Raw genomic sequence first — 17,177 nt, forward strand, 5'->3', positions numbered from 1 at the left:
CCGGATCTTCGAAGTCCGGGCCGCCGCACACCGGTCATCGTTTTGGAACCCGGCACTACCGGACGACCGATAACCGACGTCCCCGCCAGACCGACATGAGGCGAGCTGGCGCGCACGTCGGTAAGGACGGCCGATTGTCATAGGACGACGACCGGGTCGCTCGACATGCGGCTCGCTCCGCTAGACCTCTCCGCAGGATCTGCAGGAGATCGGTGGCCGGAACACCCAGAGCTGCGATGGGGGCAGTGTTGCGAACACAGCCATCCCGCCGTCGAGCCCGGGGCGCCGGGCCGGCCGCGGCCGTCGGGTGGTCAGCGCGGCAATTGGGCCGAGGGCAGGGCGGCGCGGCCGGGCTATCGACGGGCCGACGCGCGCCGGGGCCTGAGGTCCGCGATGCGGTCGAGGACGTCGTCGAGTGCGGTTGCCAACGGGGCGGGGTCGCGGCGGACCTGCGCGAGCAGCATCCCGCCTTCGACCGCGGCCAACAGCACGGTCGCCAGGCGGTTGGGGTCCGCGGTGCGGCGCAACTCGCCCCGGTCGTACATGGCCTGCAGGCCGGCGGCGAACACGACGACTGGGACGACTACGACCAGACGATGGCCCAACAGCGCCGGACAGCGGTCCTCATCCGGCCCGACCGGGTCTACAGCAACCGCAACTGACTACGGAGCACGGCACCGGTTCGCGGAGATCCGTGCGGTGTTGCATCAGGCGGCCTGCGCCGTGGCGAAGGAAGCGATGTGATCGATCGTGGTGTTCAGTGCGGTCCACAGCGGCTCGGCGTCGCGCAAGGCCTTGGATACCAGGAGCCCGCCCTGCAGGGCCGTCAGCAACGCCAGGGCCAAGCGGTCGACGTCGGCGCCATCGTCGAGCGCGCCGCGGGCCCTCATCGCGAACAGGCCGTCACGGATGGCGCCCCGCCACCGTCGATAGCCGACCACGACGTCGTCTCGAGCGGCCTCGTCACGATCGGACAGCTCGCTGGCCAACGAACCCAGCGGGCAGCCACCCCGAAAGTCGTTGGCCCGCGCCGTTTCCACGATGACCTCGGCCCAGCTGCGCAACGCGTCGATGTCGTCGAGGCGCGCGAGCAGGGGTTCGTGAAACCCGACGAGCGTGTCGCTCCAATGTTTGATCACCGCGCACGTGAGGGAGTGCTTGTCCTTGAAGTAGTGGTAGATCTGCGATGCGCTGACGCCGGCAGCGGCCTGGATGTCTTCGGCACTGGTGCCCGCCACACCCCGCTGATACATCAATCCGGCGGCGGCGACCACGATGCGGTCGCGGGTCGCCTGACCCTTGCGCGTGATCATTGGTCGAGGATAGCGGTTTTGGTGTTGACATTCCAGATTGGCTGCGGTTTCCTGGAATGACCAATCCAGACGAGTTGCCGCCTGGCAACAGACGACGTACGCCAGCTAGGCGCCGTCGAGCGTCGGTAATAGCTGTTCAAAGACAATAAGGCTCGTGCGTGCAGGCGCGTTCTCGGCGGGTCGGTCGATCGTTCGACCATTGCTCGCGGGCCCATTTTTTGGAATTGACATTCCAGATTTCCTGGGTCAAGGTTGTGGAATGAGCAATCCAAAGTCTGGACGGGGCGGCCGCGACACAGCGCCACGATCTGTTCCATCAACAGCTACGCCTTAGAGCCACCTGGAGGCGAAACATCCTGCCCCGCAACGCATCCAGGCGCAACAGTCCCAATATTCACACCGCGATTCTCAAGATGAGGAGTTGTCCATGAGCAAGAACCCTTCCCCGAGCGGCCGTTTGCGAGGCCAAACCGTCTTGGTCACCGGCACCACCAAGGGTGGCATCGGGTACGAGACCGCCCGCCTTCTCGGTGACGAGGGAGCTACCGTCCTGACCCATGCCCGTACCCCGGAGGCGGCGCGCGTCAGCGTTGAGAGCCTCGTCGTCGACGGCAATGGTGCGGGCACGTTCGTCCCGGTCGCCGCCGATTTGAGCTCGATCGCAGGCGCGCGAGCGCTCGCAGAGGCCGCCCGCGCCGCCGCCCCCCAGGGCATCCATGGTCTGGTCAACAACGCCGGCGCCGGGTACAACGAGCGGCGGTTGTCCCCTGATGGCATCGAGATGACGATGGCCATCAACCACGTCGCGGTAGCCGCACTGACCGACGCGCTCCTGGATTCGTTGCACGCGGGTGCGGAGTCCTTGGGACGACCGTCGCGGGTCGTGAGCATGACCGCGTTGATCGAAGGGCGCGGGAACGTCGAAACCGACTGGTCCTTCCCGGGCAAGTACTCCCAGACTCAGGCCTACTTCAACGCCAAGTTGACCAACCTGTTGTGGGTCTATGCGATGGCGCGCCGGCTCGACGGGCTGGGGATCACCGTCAACGCGGTCAGCCCCGGCAGTGTGAACAGCGGGTTCGGCGCCAAGGCCGGCGGGGTCTTCGGGCTGATGATGAAGCTGGGCTCACCGTTCTACGGCCACGCCAGCAAGGGCTCCGCCGGGGTCATCCGGATCATGACCGATCCCGCCCTGGCTACCGTCACCGGCGGCTACCACACGCCATCGAAGCAAAAGAAGTCCTCCAAGAAGTCCCGCACCGAGCACCTGCAGGAGCAGGTCTACCTGCAGACCGAACGCACCCTGCGTGTCCACCGCGACAACCAACAGGAACGTCGGTGATGACCGCGCATCACAGCGTGTCGAGTAGCGGGTCACCGCGGCCGAACGAGTGCGTCAGCAGCAGATGGTGATCGTGCGCGCGCTTGTAGGACGTCGACGCTGAGCTGGCCGCTACGCCGCGGTGTAGCGGTGTAGCGGTGTAGCGGTGTAGCGGTGTAGCGGTGTAGCTGCCAGCTCACCATCAGCCCGCCCGACCAGGCGTGGTCTTTCCGGCTGGTGCGCGCCCGACGGGAATCAGAGGAATCGGAGAGGGGGATCAGGTCAGCGGACCCCACAGCGACGGATCTCGCCGACCTGGCCAGAAGCGATGACAGCCAACCATTCGGTCACCGAAGCGCACCGACTGACTGCCAAGGGGCGGGCCACGCGGGAGCGAAACGTCGTGGCAGCAGCGCAGCTGATGTACGACCGCGGCGTCGCCGGGACGAGCCTCGGCGACGTCCAGAAAGCGGCGGGCGTGGGTCCCTCACGGTCTACCACTACTTCGGGGATAAGGAATCCCTCATCAGGGCCGTCATCGCCCACCGCCTGCACACCGTCTTGGCCACCCTCGACGGGCTGGACAGCATGGAGGGGTTGCGCGCCTGGCGAGACGTCGTGGTCGACGCCCAGCGCCAACGCACCGCCGCCGGCGGCTGCCTGGTCGGGGAACTGGCCGAGCCCTACCCTCAGTGGCGCGCCGACCTCGCTGACGGAATCGACCAATGGGAGACCGCGATCCGCACGGGTCTACAGGCCATGTGCAACCGGGGGACCCTGTGTGCCGCACGGCCAACCCCGAACGCCTCGCGACCGCGCTGCTGGCGGCAGTGGAAGGCGGAACACTGCTCGCGCAGGTGCGCCGCGACCACGCGCCGCTGGCAACCGCCCTCGACGAGGTCCTCGATCGCATCGAGCACCTGCGGCCCCGCCGCGCGCCGCCCCGCCGCTGAGGCGGCAGCACTGCACATCCGATGACCGTTACCGCGCCATGTTCGTGAACCGCGACAAATGCAGCTGGTGCGCCACCGTGACCGTACGCGTCGGCCCCGCACGGTGTTTCGCGACGATCAGATCGGCCTCACCACCCCGCGGGTCGTCGGTCTCGAAGGCATCGGGCCGGTGCAGCAGGATCACCATGTCGGCGTCCTGCTCGATGGAACCCGACTCGCGAAGGTCGGCCAGCATCGGCTTCTTGTCGGTGCGCTGCTCGGGACCGCGGTTCAGCTGGCTCATCGCGACAACCGGAACTTCCAGTTCCTTGGCCAAAAGCTTGATCTGCCTGGAGAATTCGGAGACTTCTTGCTGGCGCGACTCGACTTTCTTTCCCGACGTCATGAGCTGCAGGTAGTCGAGCACGATGAGCCGCAATCCCGCCTTCTGATGAAGCCGGCGGGCTTTCGCGCGGATCTCCATCATCGTCAGGTTCGGCGAATCATCGATATACAAAGGGGCTTCGCTGATTTCGCTCATCCGGCGCGCCAAGCGCGTCCAGTCGTCGTCGGTCATCTTTCCCGAGCGCATGTCGGCGAGCTTGATCTTCGCTTCGGCCGAGAGCAGTCGCATCACGATCTCGGACTTGCTCATTTCCAGCGAGAACACGATGCTCGGAAAGCGGTGCTTGATCGAGCAGGACCGCAAAAAATCCAAGCCCAGAGTCGAGTTGTGGGTCGGGATCATCGCCCGCCCCGCGAGGTACATGTGGTCGCCGTTGTCGACCTCGACGCATCGAACCGGAACGCTCGCGATCGGCCGAACGTCGGTGATGAAGCGCGACGACACCCGCACGTTCCCGCCGGCCCGCCGTTCCTTGTGCAACAAGGCTTTCCGCGTTAGCCCGAACACCTCGTCATCGGTGGAGAAGTTCAGGATGAACGCCGTCGAGCTTGCGACGCGGCGGCAGCCATAACCAAGGCTGACGATCAACTCGAACACGTCATCGGCCAGGCGCGCATCAGTCGTCGAAAAATCAACCGACCCGTCGCTGCTCACCACTCCGCTGGCATCCAACAACCCGCCAAGCACTGCGCGCCGCTGCGCTTCGGAGGCACGCAAGTATTCGGCGGGAATCTGCGTGGCTTTGAGGGCGCCGATCTCGCTGCCCTCGCCCTCGACTCGCATGACGATCTCGGGTTCGGCTGGACCCATTCCCTGGCCCAGCCACACCCCCAGGGTGTATGGCGGCACATGGAGTGGACGATCCGCCGCCTGGAGGGGCTTCGAATTGGCCACCGCGTGGTTCCGGAGCAATGTCTCCGCAATGTCGCGCGTAGTCCTCACAAGCGCTGACTTCCGCGAAGCGCGGGTCTCGGTCAGCCACTGGTGCTCAGCGTCCGCGATCAGGACTGTGCCGTCGGAGAATTCGACCTCGTAGCACGGCCTGCCCACCATGACGTCCGTTGCCGCGACCACACGCGTGGGGCGTCCGTCGGCATCGATCAGGTAGTCCCCGACCGTGACCTCGCCCATCGTGGTCCAGCCCGTCGGAGTCGGCAGCGGCGTGTCCAGAGCCAGCGCCTTGCCCATACCGGGCCTGGCCGCCACCACGATCATCTGACCCGGATGCAGACCGTTGGTCAACGCATCGAGCTCCTCGAAGCCCGTCGGCACGCCCTTGGAAAGACCGCCGTTCGAGGCGATGGCGTCGATCTCGTCCATCGTCGGCTGCAGCAGATCTTCCAGCGGCAGGAAATCCTCAGCGGTGCGTCGCTCGGTGACGTCGTAGATCTCGGCCTGTGCGCGGTCCACGATCTCGTTGACGTCGGCACCTTCTGCGCCGGCGTAGCCGTATTGGACCACCCGGGTGCCGGCCTCCACGAGGCGCCGCAACAACGCCTTCTCCGCCACGATGCCCGCGTAGTACCCCGCGTTGGCCGCGGTGGGCACCGTCGAGATGAGCGTGTGGAGATACGGTGCGCCACCGATGCGGCGCAGCAGCCCGCGGCGGTCCAGCTCGGCGGCGACGGTGACGGCATCCGCGGGCTCACCGCGGCCGTAGAGGTCCAGGATCGAGTCGTAGACGTTCTGATGGGCCGGCCGGTAGAAGTCACCCGGGCGCAGCCGCTCCAACACATCGGCGATGGCGTCCTTGGACAACAGCATGCCGCCCAACACCGATTGTTCGGCTGCCAGATCCTGGGGAGGCTGGCGACCAAAGTCCTCAGACGGAGGAGGACTGTCCATCCCGGGCTGACCGAGATCGTCGACGACCGCCATTGGGCTGCCCCCACCTCCTCTTGAATCCGTCGAACTTCTGTTCGATGCACTATCAGAGGTGTACCCCACGCCCCCGACAAGCATTCGGCGTCACGATGATGAACCGCACTGCCGACGGCTCACGCTAGACGTTGCTGGGGCCCTCGCAAACCGAGCCTGTTCATCAACCTGTTAGTGGTTTGTGGATAGCTGGCAAAAGAGGTGTTGAGTCGTTGGGGAGAACCTGTGGATGACCGGCCGATTTTGGGTTATCCGCCCAGCTAAACGCAGGGTAGCGCCAGGTGAGTGTTGTGGATGGCAAGTTCGTCGGCGTGTCGGCCTCGGTTGCGATCTCGGGCGTGTTGTGTTGCCGGAGGTTATGCGCCAGGTTAACGGACGGTTAGATTAGCTGTGGCGACCCCGCCCGGAAGTGTTCGCCAGAAATACAGCAATTCCCCGGGGGCAGCCTCGCAGGGCCGCCACCCGGGGAATTGACGCGGACGGCTAACTCTGGGCCACGACGTCGACGGTGATGTCGACGTTCACCTCGGGGTGCAGGTGCACTCCGACGGTGTGGGCGCCAGTCGCCTTGATGTGTGCCTTGGGCAGCTGCACGGTGCGCTTGTCCAGGCTGGGTCCGCCGGCCTTCTTGATGGCGCCGACGATGTCGTTGGCGGTCACCGAGCCGAACAGCTTGCCCGAGTCCGCGGCCGACTTCACCGGCAGCTGGATCGAACCCAGCGCGGTGATGGCGGCCTTGATCTCGTCGGCGTGCTCACGATCGCGCACGGTCTTGGTCTCGCGGGCACGACGGATTTCGTCGGCCTGCTTCTGTGCACCGCGGGAGGCCACAATGGCCAGGCCGCGCGGCAGCAGGTAGTTGCGTCCGTAGCCGTCCTTCACCTCGACGGTGTCGCCGGCGGTTCCGAGGTGCTCGACCTCAGCGGTCAAAATCAGCTTCATCTCGATACTTCCGTTCTCTACCGCGCCGCCGACGTGAACGGCAGCAGAGCAACCTCACGCGCATTCTTGACGGCGATCGCGATGTCGCGCTGGTGCTGCACGCAGTTACCGGTCACCCGGCGGGCGCGGATCTTGCCGCGCTCGCTGATGTAGGTGCGCAGCAATTGCGTGTCCTTGTAGTCGATGTCCTGCCCCTTCTTCGAGCAGAACACGCATTTGCGGGTCTTGACCGGCTTTTCCGGTGCGGGACGCCGCTTGTTGGTCTTGGCCATGGGTCAATCTCTTTCGTTCTTCACAGTCGCGCCGTTGGCGCACAAAGGATTTCGTTGGGTATCAGAAGGGCGGTTCGTCGTCACCGCCGGCGAACGAACCCGACGCCGGGGCACTGCCCCACGGGTCGTCGCCCGACTCACTGGCCGCTGCTGCCGCCGGACGGGAGCCCCCGCCACCGCCGCCGCCGAAGCCGCCACCACCGCCGCCGCCGCCGCTGCGCGAGGCCTTGTTGACCTTGGCGGTGGCGTAACGCAGTGACGGGCCGATCTCGTCGACCTCTAGCTCCACAACGGTGCGCTTCTCGCCCTCACGGGTTTCGAAGGAACGCTGCTTCAGCCGGCCCTGAACGATCACCCGCGAACCGCGGGTGAGGCTCTCGGCCACGTTCTCGGCCGCCTCACGCCAGATGTTGCAGCGCAGGAACAGCGCCTCGCCGTCTTTCCACTCATTGGTCTGACGGTCGAACGTGCGGGGTGTGGACGCCACCGTGAAATTGGCGACGGCTGCACCCGACGGGGTGAACCGCAGTTCGGGATCGGCCGTCAGATTTCCGACGACGGTGATGGTCGTGTCACCGGCCACAAGGTCCTCCTGGCATAGGCGGATGGATTCACCGCGAAGCCTACGTAAGAGCTCCGACGCGCGGCGCGCTTATCCACTCAGCGGATAGTGAGTCCGAGCTGGACTCAGTGCTTATCGGTCCGCATCACCTTGGTCCGCAGCACGGACTCATTCAGGTTCAGCTGCCGGTCGAGCTCGGACACGGTGGCCGGCTCGGCCTTCACGTCGACGACGGCGTAGATGCCCTCGGCGTGCTTGGCGATCTCGTAGGCCAGACGGCGCCGGCCCCAGATGTCGACCTTGTCGACCGATCCGCCGTCACTCCGGATGACGTTCAGGAACGTCTCCAGGGACGGGGCAACGGTGCGCTCGTCGAGAGTGGGGTCAAGGATGACCATGATTTCGTATGGACGCATGGGAACCTCATCACCTCCTATGGTCGTAGCGGCCACGGCGTGTCCGTGGCAGAAGGGTCGCCTGCGTCGGCAACCTGCACAGGGTACCGGAGTGCAGGCTGATCAGCGAAATCAGTTCCGCTGGCCGTAGTACTCGAGCGCCAGCTGCAAGGTGGCATCGGAGACCTGGTCCACCGCGCCGGCCTGGAACGGCGGCTGCGGGTCGTACTCGATCATCAGCTGGCTGGCCTCCGCGGCCCGCCGTCCGACCAGCAGCTCGACCAGCCGCAGCGCCATGTCGATGCCACTGGATACCCCGGCTGCGGTGATGATGCGCTCCGGCAGATGCTCGACGACCCGCTGCGGGGTGTAGATCGCGCCGAAAGACTCCAACAGCTCGGTGGCCCGCCAATGCGTCCCGGCCGTCAAACCGGTCAGCAGGCCCGCGGCCGCCAGCACCAGGCTGCCGGTACACACCGAGGTGGTGAAGGTGGTGTGCCGGTGCACCTCGCGGACCCAGTCCAGGACTGTGGTGTCCTCGACGAGCGTGCGGGTGCCGATTCCGCCGGGGAACACCAGGATGTCGGGTTCGGTCACGTCGTCGAAGGTGGCGTCGACCGTGAGCCCGAGCATTCCATTGTCGCTGCGGACCTCGCCGCGACGATGCCCGACGAACACCACGTCGATCGACGGGATGCGCTGCAGGACCTCGTAGGGGCCGATCGCATCCAGAGCGGTGTTACGCGGGAACAGTGCTATCGCGACTTGCATCCGGTGCCTCTTCTTCTTCGGACGCATCGGCCGCTGCCGTCGCACGTGGGCGCAACCACCGCGGGAACCACGTCGGGTACGCGTCGGCGGCGCCGTCGAACACGCCCCCGGCGGGATCGTCCACCCGGCCGCCCCACCGCACCACATCCAACTCAGGCCGGTAGATCTGCCGCACGACCAACACGATCAGGGCCACCACCGCGATGTCGCGCAGCAGCACGGTGGCGGTGAACCACTGCTCGGGCAAGCCCTTGTTTGCCTCGCCGTACAAGTAGTACATCCGCGGAACCCACACGAGCATGTCGATGGTCATCCACGCCAACAGAATTCGGCGCTGCGGCAGGGCCAGCACCGCCAGCGGCACCAGCCACAGCGAGAACTGCGGACTCCACACCTTGTTCACCAACAGGAACGCCGCCACCGTGAGGAACGCGAGCTGCGCCACCCGGGGCCGCTGCGGCGCGGTCAGGGCGATGTACGCGATTGCCGCACAGCACAACACGAACAGCACGGCGACGACGACGTTGAGGATCACCGGCGGCTGCCAGAAACCCAGGTTCGTGTCGAAGCCGTCCCAGCCGGTGAACGACTTCACCACGTTGTACAGGGAGTCCATGTCATCCCCGCGCCGGGAGTTGAGCCGGAAGAACTCCGACCAACCGCGCGGAAACAGGACCATCACCGGGAGGTTCACCGCGAACCAGGCACCCACCGCAGCCACCACGGTCTTGGCGGCGTCGGGCATCCGATCGGTGCGGATCGCCAGCACCAACAACGGCAGCAGCAGCAGTGCCGGATACAACTTGGCCGCCACCCCGAGACCGATCAGGATTCCGGCCAAAACCGGCTTCTTGCGCGCCCACGCCAGCAGGCCACCGATCGCCAAAGCCGTTGCCAGCGCATCGAAATTGGTGAAGATCTGGAAGATCAGAACCGGGGACGCGGCCACCAGCGCGGCATCCCACACGCGCCGGCCCGCCAGCCACGACGACGCCCACACCGTCGTCAGCCAGGCCAACGCCAGCCCGATCGCCGCGAAGTTGAAGAACATCACCACTTCGGCGACCGCAGGCAGCGACACCATCTTGGCGACCGCTGTGTAGGTCTTGGCCAGTGCCATCGCCACGTACTGGTACACCCCGGTCAGCACGGGATATTCCATATAGCGCACCGCGGGCTTGCCGTCGTAGCGAATCTGCGGCCGGCCGCTCGAGTCCGTCTCGATCCAGCTCGACTTGTACGGAAAGCGGCCCTGGCTCAACAACTCTGCGCCGTAGAGCGGCACGGTGTCGGAGTAGCACAGCTCGAAGTAGGCGCGTTGATTCTGCCAGTTGGCCACCCGCTGATCGGGTGAGCCGGTACCCACCGTCTGCAGACACGGCGCCTTCGTCGACCAGCCCAGCGCCAGCACCACCAACGCCATCAGGAACATGACCCGCAACGGGGTGAAGATCCGGGTTCGGCCGATCAACGCGTGCCGGCCCACCGGACCGCCCACGACTTCCGAGAGTGCCGCGCCGACAGTGTCATTGCGGCTCGGCATGTCACGGTCGTCAGCGCTGCGCCGATCCTCGGCCAGCGGTGCGGGTGAGACGGTGGCGCGGCCGTCGATCACGGCGGCGGAGGCGGTAGCTGCACGCCGGGGTCACCACCGACCGGTGCCGGCTGGTCCGGCCCACCCGGTGGTGGCGGCGGCGGACCACCGCCCGGCGGAATCGTGATGGTGGTCGGCGGTCCGAGCGGAATCGTGATGCCCGGTGCCACTTCGATACTGGGCTGGATGACCGTCTCCGACGGCGGCGCGGGCGGCGGAGGCGGCGGCGGCGGGACACCGGCGTATCCGCCGATCTCGGTCGGCTTGGGGAACGACTCGTTTTCGGTGCCCTTCAGCGCGCCGTCCATCGTGGCCTTCCAGATGTCCGACGGGATGCCCGAGCCGTACACCTGCCCGCCCGACGACGTGACCAGAGGCTGCGTGCCGTCGGTGGTACCGACCCAGACAGCCGTCGACAACGACGGGGTGTAGCCGACCATCCACGCGTCGCGGTTGGCGTCAGTGTCGCCGAGCTGATTGGTTCCGGTCTTGGCCGCCGACGGCCGGCCACCCGCCAGGTTATGTCCGCGCGAATAGCCGGCGATCGGCTGCATCGCCGCGGTCACGTTGTCGGCGACCGCCTTGGGAATGCGCTGCTCGCCGCTGTTGTCGGCGGTGCTGGCGTCGAAGAGCACCTCACCGCGGGAGTTGACGACCTTCTGCACGAAGTGCGGCTTGTGATAGACGCCGGAGTCGGCCAACGTGGCGTAGGCCGACGCCATGTCGATCACCCGCGACTGGTACTGGCCCAGCACCACACCATTGTTCGGCGGGCCGCCCTTGCCGTCCTCGGACAACGTGTGGGCAACCCCGGGGAAGCTTTCCGCAACGCCGGCCCGGTGCGCGGCGTCGGCCACATCACTCGGGCCGTTCTTGAGCTTGAGCATCAGCCGGTAGTAGGAGGTGTTCAGCGAACGCTTGAGTGCCTCCGCGATGTTGCAGACACCGCAGCCCTCACCCTCGACGTTGGTGATCTTGATCCCGTTCACGGTGACCGGGGAGCTGTCGATCTGATAGCCCAGCCCCATGCCCTGCTCGAGCGCGGCCACCAACGCGAACACCTTGAACGACGAGCCGGTGGGCAGACCGGCCTGCGCGAAGTCGAAGCCCTGCGCGTCCGAGCCGCCGTAATAGGCCTTCACTCCACCGGTTCTCGGGTCGATGGACACCACCGCCGACCGCATGTCCGGCATCTCGCCATTGAGATACTTCGACACCGCGTCCTCGGCGGCTTTCTGCGCCTGCGGGTCGATCGTCGTGGTGATCTGCAGGCCCTGGGTGTTCAGCGTCTGCTCATCGATGTTGAACAGGTCGAGCAGTTCCTTGGTGACCTGACGTTCGATCAGGCCGTTCGGCCCGGTCGTGACGTTGTTCGAACGGGCCTGCTCCGGCGACACCGTCGGCGGGAAAACCTGTTGGGAGCGTTCGTCCTTCGACAGCGCGCCCATCGACACCATGCCGTCGAGCACCCAGTTCCACCGCTTGGCCGCACCATCGGGGTCGACCGCGGGATCCAGGGTCGACGGCCGTTGGATCAGCGCGGCCAGCAGCGCACCCTCGGCGACGGTCAACTGCTCGACCGGCTTGTCGAAGTACGCCTTCGACGCCGCGGCGATGCCGTAGGCACCGCGACCGAAATAGATGATGTTCAGATACGCCTGCAGGATTTGGTCTTTGGACCACTCGCCGGTCATCTTCGTGGAGATGACGAGCTCCTTTGCCTTGCGCACCAGGCCGCCGACCCCGGATCGGGCGTCACCGACGAGCGCGTTTTTCACATACTGCTGGGTGATCGTCGACCCGCCCTGAAGGTCGCCGCCGAAAAGGTTGTTCTTGAGCGCGCGAGCAAAGCCGGTGAAGGAAAAGCCCGGATTGCTGTAGAAATCGCGGTCTTCGGCGGCCATCACCGCGTTGCGGACCTGGACCGGCACCTGGTCGATGTTGACGTCGACCCGGTTGCCTTCCGGCGGAACGATTTTCGCCAGTTCGGAGCCGTCGCTCGCCAGGATTGTCGACACCTGGTTGGTGCGCAGATCCCCGGGCTGAGGCACCTTGACGATCAGGTAGGCCATCCCGAAGGTGATCAGCGGCAGCACGATCAAGACAACGGCGGCCAGATACACCGACCGGCGTACCCACTTCCAGTTGACCTGCTGGGAGAAGGTCGGCGGCTTGACCGGTGGCGGGCCACCCGGGCCGCCGGAACCACCCGGGCGGCGCGACGGAGGCGGCGGAAGCTTCGGCGGCGGAGTGCCGTCCAGAGCGGCCTTGACCACGTCGACCGGGTCCCGCAGCAGCGGCGGGGTGTCGCGCACCGGTTCGATGATCGACGTCAGCCGGTCATCGGGCGGCACCTGCCTGCGGGGCGCCGATCGGGATGGGCCGGAGCCGTCGCCCGCCGCCGGGAAGCGCGTCGTCGGTGGCTCGGAGCCACCGGACGCACCCTCGGCCCCTGCGCCCGTGCGGTTGTCAGTGGCAGGCCGGTCCGGACGCCCGTCGCTATTCACTGGCCGTACGCGCGCCGGAGCGCGCCGTCTGGGTGCCACGGCGTCCTCGCGTCCCGTTGGTGGGGCGCGGCGTTCCGAGCACGTAGGACTTGACCAGGTGATTCCACTCGCAGGTCCGGCATACCTCCACCACGTGTACCGAGAATTCGTCGAATCGAGTCGCCAGCAACACCAGCTCCTCGGCGGTGCGCGCGGATCCCGAAACCGCACCCAGGTGATCACCGAACACCCAGGACACCAATGTCAGCGGCTCCTTGCGGCAGATCGGGCACATCACCGAACTGGGCTTGCCGTGAAACTTGGCGGCGCGCAACAGATAGGGATTGGCGTCGCAGACCTCCGAAACCCCAGTTCGACCGGAGTACACCTCGGCCAGCAGGGAGCGTCGCCGGAGGGCGTAGTCCACCACCTGTCGCTGCAATCGCACGAGGACCAGAGTACGTCGGGGATCTGGGCAACGACACGCAACCGACTCGCAGTGCCGCCGAATACGCGGCTGGTCTGCGCTCTTGGTGCCCGAACTCTTACGATCACCGCCGTGGCGACATCGCAGACGGCCGGCACGCGCGCCAAGGACACCGACCGCAATGACACCTGCCAGATTTTGGACACCGCGCTGTCCGAGGGGCAGCTGTCGATGGCCGAGCACGAGCAGCGGGTGAAGGCGGCAACCTCGGCGACGACGCTGGGCGACCTCCGCGCCCTGGTCTCCGACCTCCAAACCGCGAACGCGCCGGTGCAGCTGCCCACGCTGCGCAGGCCGCGGCCGGCGGGCCCGGGAACCAATGGAAGCTGGGGTATCCGGCTCGCGATCATGGGTGTTCTCGTGGTGCTCGGCATCGGCATTGGCTGGGGGCTGTACGGCAACACGCCCTCACCGCTGAATTTCACCTCCGATCCGGGCGCCAAATCCGACGGAGTTGCTCCGATCGTGCTGACGCCGCCGCGTCAACTGCATTCGCTGGGTGGTCTCAACGGGCTCTTCGAGCAGATGAAGAAGAAGTTCGGCGACACCAATGGCAACCGCCTGGTCATCTATCCCGAGTACGCGTCGTTGACCCGGCCCGACCCCAACGACGACCGCCGCGAACTCAACTACTCCTACCGCGGTGGCTGGGACGATCCGACCACCTCGGGGGCCAGCAACGACGCCAAGCTGGTGGACCTGAGCACGTTCGACGCCAAAGCAATCGTCGGCGTGCTGCGGGGTGCTCCGGAGACCCTGGACATGAAGCCCGGCGACATCAAGAGCACCTATCTGATCATCGAGCCCAGCCGCGACCAGACCGTCCCGGGGACGTTGACGATCTCGGTCTATGTCTCGAGCGACTTCGGCAGCGGCTACATCCAGCTCAACCCCGACGGCTCGCAAAAACAGATCAATTACCCGTAACGGGCGAGCGCGGCTCGGGCGTGACACTCGGCGGTACTGGCGCGGAAACGTGCGCACTCAAGTAGCGCCAAATATATCGCTCCGATACTATCGCCGGAGGTGTCGAAGTGTCGTAACGGCCGAGCAAAGGAGGTGACCCGGTGCTGGAGCTCGCGATCTTGGGTCTTCTCCTCGAGTCCCCCATGCACGGTTACGAACTGCGCAAACGACTGACGGGCCTGCTCGGGGCATTCCGCGCCTTCTCGTACGGCTCGCTCTACCCGGCACTGCGCCGGATGCAGACCGACGGATTGATCGTCGAAGACACCGCCCCCGCGGGGACCACGGTGTTGCGCCGCGCCCGCCGGGTGTACCAACTGACCGATACCGGCCGCCAGCGGTTCGCCGAACTGGTGGCCGACACCGGCCCGCAGAACTACACCGACGACGGCTTCGGTGTGCACCTTGCATTCTTCAACCGCACACCGGCCGAGGCACGGATGCGGATCCTGGAAGGCCGCCGGCGCCAGGTGGAGGAACGACGCGAAGGTCTGCGGGAGGCCATCGCGCGGGCGAGCAATTCGTTCGACCGCTACACGAAACAACTGCATCAGCTGGGCCTGGAGTCCAGCGAGCGGGAAGTCAAGTGGCTCAACGAGCTGATCGCCGCTGAGCGGGTGGCCCAGAGCCACCCAGACCAGGCCTGACGCGGCCAGCAGTACCTGAACAGCAGCCAGTAGAAGTACGAGTTAGGAGAACGTCCCATGACGGAGCACAACGGAGCGTCGACAGATGTGCGGGTCGCTATTGTCGGCGTCGGCAACTGCGCGTCCTCACTGGTCCAGGGCGTGCAGTACTACCAGGACGCTGACGCGAACGCCACCGTTCCCGGCCTGATGCACGTGAAGCTCGGCCCTTATCACGTGCGCGACGTGAAGTTCGTCGCCGCGTTCGACGTCGACGCCAAGAAGGTGGGCTTCGACCTGTCCGAAGCGATCTTCGCCTCGGAGAACAACACCATCAAGATCGCCGACGTGCCGCCGACCGACGTCGTGGTGCAGCGCGGCCCGACACTGGACGGCATCGGCAAGTACTACGCCGAGACCATCGAGATCTCCGACGAGCAGCCCGTCGACGTCGTCAAGATCCTCAAGGACAACAAGGTCGACGTGCTGGTCTCCTACCTGCCGGTGGGCTCCGACGAGGCCGACAAGTTCTACGCCCAGTGCGCCATCGACGCCAAGGTCGCGTTCGTCAACGCCCTGCCGGTGTTCATCGCCTCGGACCCGGTCTGGGCCAAGAAGTTCGAGGACGCCGGTGTTCCGATCGTCGGCGACGACATCAAGAGCCAGGTCGGTGCGACCATCACCCACCGCGTGATGGCCAAGCTGTTCGAAGACCGCGGCGTCACGCTGGACCGCACCTATCAGCTGAACGTCGGCGGCAACATGGACTTCAAGAACATGCTCGAGCGTGAGCGTCTGGAGTCCAAGAAGGTTTCCAAGACCCAGGCCGTGACGTCCAACCTCACCGGCTCGCTGGCCGGCAAAGTCGAGGACAAGAACGTCCACATCGGCCCGTCGGACCACGTCGCGTGGCTCGACGACCGCAAGTGGGCCTACGTCCGCCTCGAGGGTCGCGCCTTCGGCGACGTGCCGCTGAACCTTGAGTACAAGCTCGAGGTGTGGGATTCGCCGAACTCGGCCGGCATCATCATCGACGCCGTGCGTGCCGCGAAGATCGCCAAGGACCGCGGTATCGGCGGCCCGATCATCCCCGCGTCGGCCTACCTGATGAAGAGCCCGCCCAAGCAGCTGGCCGATGACATCGCGCGCACAGAGCTCGAGGAATTCATCGCCGGTCAGTAATTCTCAGCACGAGAGTGCGGTCAGATCCGACTGGGACGCCCCATCGCGATCTGGCCGCACTTTCGCGTTAGATGGACCGGGTGATCTCCGATGACGCGCTGATCGGACTCGACGAGTTCGCCCTGCTGCCCGAGAATGCCGAGCAGGCCGGCGTGAGCGACGAATTGCCGCCGGTCACCCGGATCGAGTCCGGCCCGATCAGCGCGCTGAAGTGGGGTGCCGAGCCGCCGCGGATCGTGTTCCTGCACGGTGGCGGCCAAAACGCGCACACCTGGGACACCGTCATCCTCGGCCTGGGCGTCCCGGCGCTGGCCATCGATCTGCCCGGCCACGGCCGCTCGGCCTGGCGAGACGACGGCGACTACGGCCCCCGGCTCAACGCCGACACGCTGCGGCCAATCCTGAACGACTGGGCCCCCAGCCCACGACTGGTGGTGGGGATGTCGCTGGGTGGACTGACAGCGCTGCGCATCGCCGCCCTCGAGCCGGCGCTGGTTCCCGAACTGGTCCTCGTCGACGTCACGCCGTCCGCCCCGGAACGTCATGAACAGATGAGCCAGGCCCAGCTGGGCGCGGTCGCGTTGACGCAAGGCGAACGCACGTTCCCGAGCTTCGCCGCGATGCTGGACGTCACCGTCGCCGCCTCGCCCACCCGAAGCCGGGACTCGCTGCGCCGCGGCGTCTTTCACAATTCGAAGCAGCTGCCCGACGGCACCTGGACCTGGCGCTACGACTCCTTCCGCAAGCGCGCCGACTCAGGCGAGGGGCTACCGGCGTCGTTCGCCGGTTTGTGGGGCGACGTCCCGTCCATCACGATGCCCACCACGCTGGTGCGGGGCGCCAATTCGTTCTTCGTCAACGACGAGGACGCCGACGAATTCGCCCGCAATGCACCGGGTTTCCAGCGGGTGATCATGGTCCCCGACTCCGGTCACTCCGTACAGGGTGACCAGCCGCGCGCGCTTGTCGAGATACTGCGCGGCGTGCTCGCCGGCTGAGCCGTCCCCCGCTGGGAATACCGGCGTCGCGCGATACGTACGGTTG

At 66.2% G+C, this 17,177-nt stretch carries 17 protein-coding genes; 7 read left to right on the forward strand and 10 right to left on the reverse strand.

Annotated elements, in window-relative coordinates; all coding sequences use genetic code 11:
• Nucleotides 1-245: 245 nt before the first annotated feature.
• Nucleotides 246-662, forward strand: coding sequence for a hypothetical protein (locus Y900_RS33900; protein WP_237752551.1), 417 nt, complete (start codon nt 246-248; stop codon nt 660-662).
• A 45-nt stretch (nt 663-707) separates the two neighbouring features.
• Here the strand turns inward: Y900_RS33900 and Y900_RS12750 are convergent, their stop codons facing one another.
• Nucleotides 708-1,313, reverse strand: a complete 606-nt coding sequence (locus Y900_RS12750) for a TetR/AcrR family transcriptional regulator (RefSeq protein ID WP_036342186.1) — start codon at nt 1,311-1,313, stop codon at nt 708-710.
• Nucleotides 1,314-1,740: 427 nt separating this feature from the next.
• On the opposite strand from Y900_RS12750, the gene Y900_RS12755 reads away from it, so the two are divergent.
• Together Y900_RS12755 and Y900_RS32870 are read left to right on the forward strand one after the other, a co-directional pair.
• A complete protein-coding gene (locus tag Y900_RS12755) occupies nt 1,741-2,655 on the forward strand; it encodes an SDR family NAD(P)-dependent oxidoreductase (protein WP_081845091.1) in 915 nt (304 codons plus the stop codon).
• 740 nt (nt 2,656-3,395) lie between these two features.
• Nucleotides 3,396-3,587, forward strand: a complete 192-nt coding sequence (locus Y900_RS32870) for an LmrA/YxaF family transcription factor (RefSeq protein WP_202807778.1) — start codon at nt 3,396-3,398, stop codon at nt 3,585-3,587.
• Nucleotides 3,588-3,615: 28 nt separating this feature from the next.
• Here Y900_RS32870 and dnaB read toward each other — a convergent pair whose 3' ends face one another.
• The 9 genes from dnaB to Y900_RS12805 form a co-directional block, all read right to left on the reverse strand.
• Nucleotides 3,616-5,850 carry a replicative DNA helicase gene (gene dnaB / locus Y900_RS12765; protein WP_036342191.1) on the reverse strand — a complete coding sequence of 745 codons (2,235 nt, stop codon included), beginning with the start codon at nt 5,848-5,850 and terminating at the stop codon, nt 3,616-3,618.
• 483 nt (nt 5,851-6,333) lie between these two features.
• Nucleotides 6,334-6,792: a 50S ribosomal protein L9 gene (gene rplI, locus Y900_RS12770; RefSeq protein ID WP_036342194.1), complete on the reverse strand. Its 459-nt coding sequence runs from the start codon at nt 6,790-6,792 to the stop codon at nt 6,334-6,336.
• A 17-nt stretch (nt 6,793-6,809) separates the two neighbouring features.
• Nucleotides 6,810-7,064, reverse strand: a complete 255-nt coding sequence (rpsR, locus tag Y900_RS12775; RefSeq protein WP_005142196.1) for a 30S ribosomal protein S18 — start codon at nt 7,062-7,064, stop codon at nt 6,810-6,812.
• A gap of 61 nt (nt 7,065-7,125) precedes the next feature.
• Nucleotides 7,126-7,647: a single-stranded DNA-binding protein gene (locus tag Y900_RS12780; protein ID WP_036342206.1), complete on the reverse strand. Its 522-nt coding sequence runs from the start codon at nt 7,645-7,647 to the stop codon at nt 7,126-7,128.
• A gap of 104 nt (nt 7,648-7,751) precedes the next feature.
• Complete coding sequence (gene rpsF / locus Y900_RS12785) at nt 7,752-8,042, reverse strand: 30S ribosomal protein S6 (protein ID WP_036342207.1); 291 nt, start codon at nt 8,040-8,042, stop codon at nt 7,752-7,754.
• A gap of 111 nt (nt 8,043-8,153) precedes the next feature.
• On the reverse strand, nt 8,154-8,792 hold the full coding sequence (locus tag Y900_RS12790; protein WP_036342209.1) for a DJ-1/PfpI family protein: 639 nt from the start codon (nt 8,790-8,792) through the stop codon (nt 8,154-8,156).
• The gene (locus tag Y900_RS12795) at nt 8,761-10,335 is read right to left on the reverse strand and encodes a glycosyltransferase family 87 protein (protein WP_237752687.1); all 1,575 of its coding nucleotides are present in this window, start codon (nt 10,333-10,335) and stop codon (nt 8,761-8,763) included. The genes Y900_RS12790 and Y900_RS12795 overlap by 32 nt, the downstream gene beginning before the upstream one ends.
• A gap of 68 nt (nt 10,336-10,403) precedes the next feature.
• Nucleotides 10,404-12,740, reverse strand: coding sequence for a transglycosylase domain-containing protein (locus Y900_RS12800; RefSeq protein ID WP_036342213.1), 2,337 nt, complete (start codon nt 12,738-12,740; stop codon nt 10,404-10,406).
• A 145-nt stretch (nt 12,741-12,885) separates the two neighbouring features.
• Nucleotides 12,886-13,320, reverse strand: a complete 435-nt coding sequence (locus Y900_RS12805; RefSeq protein ID WP_036342215.1) for a DUF5318 domain-containing protein — start codon at nt 13,318-13,320, stop codon at nt 12,886-12,888.
• Nucleotides 13,321-13,431: 111 nt separating this feature from the next.
• On the opposite strand from Y900_RS12805, the gene Y900_RS12810 reads away from it, so the two are divergent.
• The 4 genes from Y900_RS12810 to Y900_RS12825 all read left to right on the forward strand — a co-directional run bounded on the left by Y900_RS12810 (nt 13,432) and on the right by Y900_RS12825 (nt 17,131).
• Nucleotides 13,432-14,286, forward strand: coding sequence for a DUF1707 SHOCT-like domain-containing protein (locus tag Y900_RS12810; protein WP_036342217.1), 855 nt, complete (start codon nt 13,432-13,434; stop codon nt 14,284-14,286).
• Between the two features lie 140 nt (nt 14,287-14,426).
• Nucleotides 14,427-14,972 (forward strand): PadR family transcriptional regulator, encoded by a 546-nt coding sequence (locus Y900_RS12815; protein ID WP_036342219.1) that lies wholly within the window; start codon nt 14,427-14,429, stop codon nt 14,970-14,972.
• Nucleotides 14,973-15,029: 57 nt separating this feature from the next.
• Nucleotides 15,030-16,133, forward strand: a complete 1,104-nt coding sequence (locus Y900_RS12820; protein WP_036342221.1) for an inositol-3-phosphate synthase — start codon at nt 15,030-15,032, stop codon at nt 16,131-16,133.
• Between the two features lie 71 nt (nt 16,134-16,204).
• Nucleotides 16,205-17,131, forward strand: coding sequence for an Rv0045c family esterase (locus Y900_RS12825; RefSeq protein WP_036342224.1), 927 nt, complete (start codon nt 16,205-16,207; stop codon nt 17,129-17,131).
• The last annotated feature ends 46 nt before the right edge of the window (nt 17,132-17,177 follow it).

The sequence above is a fragment of the Mycolicibacterium aromaticivorans JS19b1 = JCM 16368 genome (assembly GCF_000559085.1).
GTDB lineage: Bacteria > Actinomycetota > Actinomycetes > Mycobacteriales > Mycobacteriaceae > Mycobacterium > Mycobacterium aromaticivorans.

What these genes read in the sequence shown, in the direction of transcription:
- rplI (WP_036342194.1), bottom strand. Translation starts at nt 6,792, where the DNA reads ATGAAGCTGATTTTGACCGCTGAGGTCGAGCACCTCGGAACCGCCGGC.
- Y900_RS12750 (WP_036342186.1), bottom strand. Translation starts at nt 1,313, where the DNA reads ATGATCACGCGCAAGGGTCAGGCGACCCGCGACCGCATCGTGGTCGCC.
- rpsR (WP_005142196.1), bottom strand. Translation starts at nt 7,064, where the DNA reads ATGGCCAAGACCAACAAGCGGCGTCCCGCACCGGAAAAGCCGGTCAAG.
- Y900_RS12795 (WP_237752687.1), bottom strand. Translation starts at nt 10,335, where the DNA reads ATGCCGAGCCGCAATGACACTGTCGGCGCGGCACTCTCGGAAGTCGTG.
- Y900_RS12820 (WP_036342221.1), top strand. Translation starts at nt 15,030, where the DNA reads ATGACGGAGCACAACGGAGCGTCGACAGATGTGCGGGTCGCTATTGTC.
- dnaB (WP_036342191.1), bottom strand. Translation starts at nt 5,850, where the DNA reads ATGGCGGTCGTCGACGATCTCGGTCAGCCCGGGATGGACAGTCCTCCT.
- rpsF (WP_036342207.1), bottom strand. Translation starts at nt 8,042, where the DNA reads ATGCGTCCATACGAAATCATGGTCATCCTTGACCCCACTCTCGACGAG.
- Y900_RS12790 (WP_036342209.1), bottom strand. Translation starts at nt 8,792, where the DNA reads ATGCAAGTCGCGATAGCACTGTTCCCGCGTAACACCGCTCTGGATGCG.
- Y900_RS12825 (WP_036342224.1), top strand. Translation starts at nt 16,205, where the DNA reads ATGGACCGGGTGATCTCCGATGACGCGCTGATCGGACTCGACGAGTTC.
- Y900_RS12755 (WP_081845091.1), top strand. Translation starts at nt 1,741, where the DNA reads ATGAGCAAGAACCCTTCCCCGAGCGGCCGTTTGCGAGGCCAAACCGTC.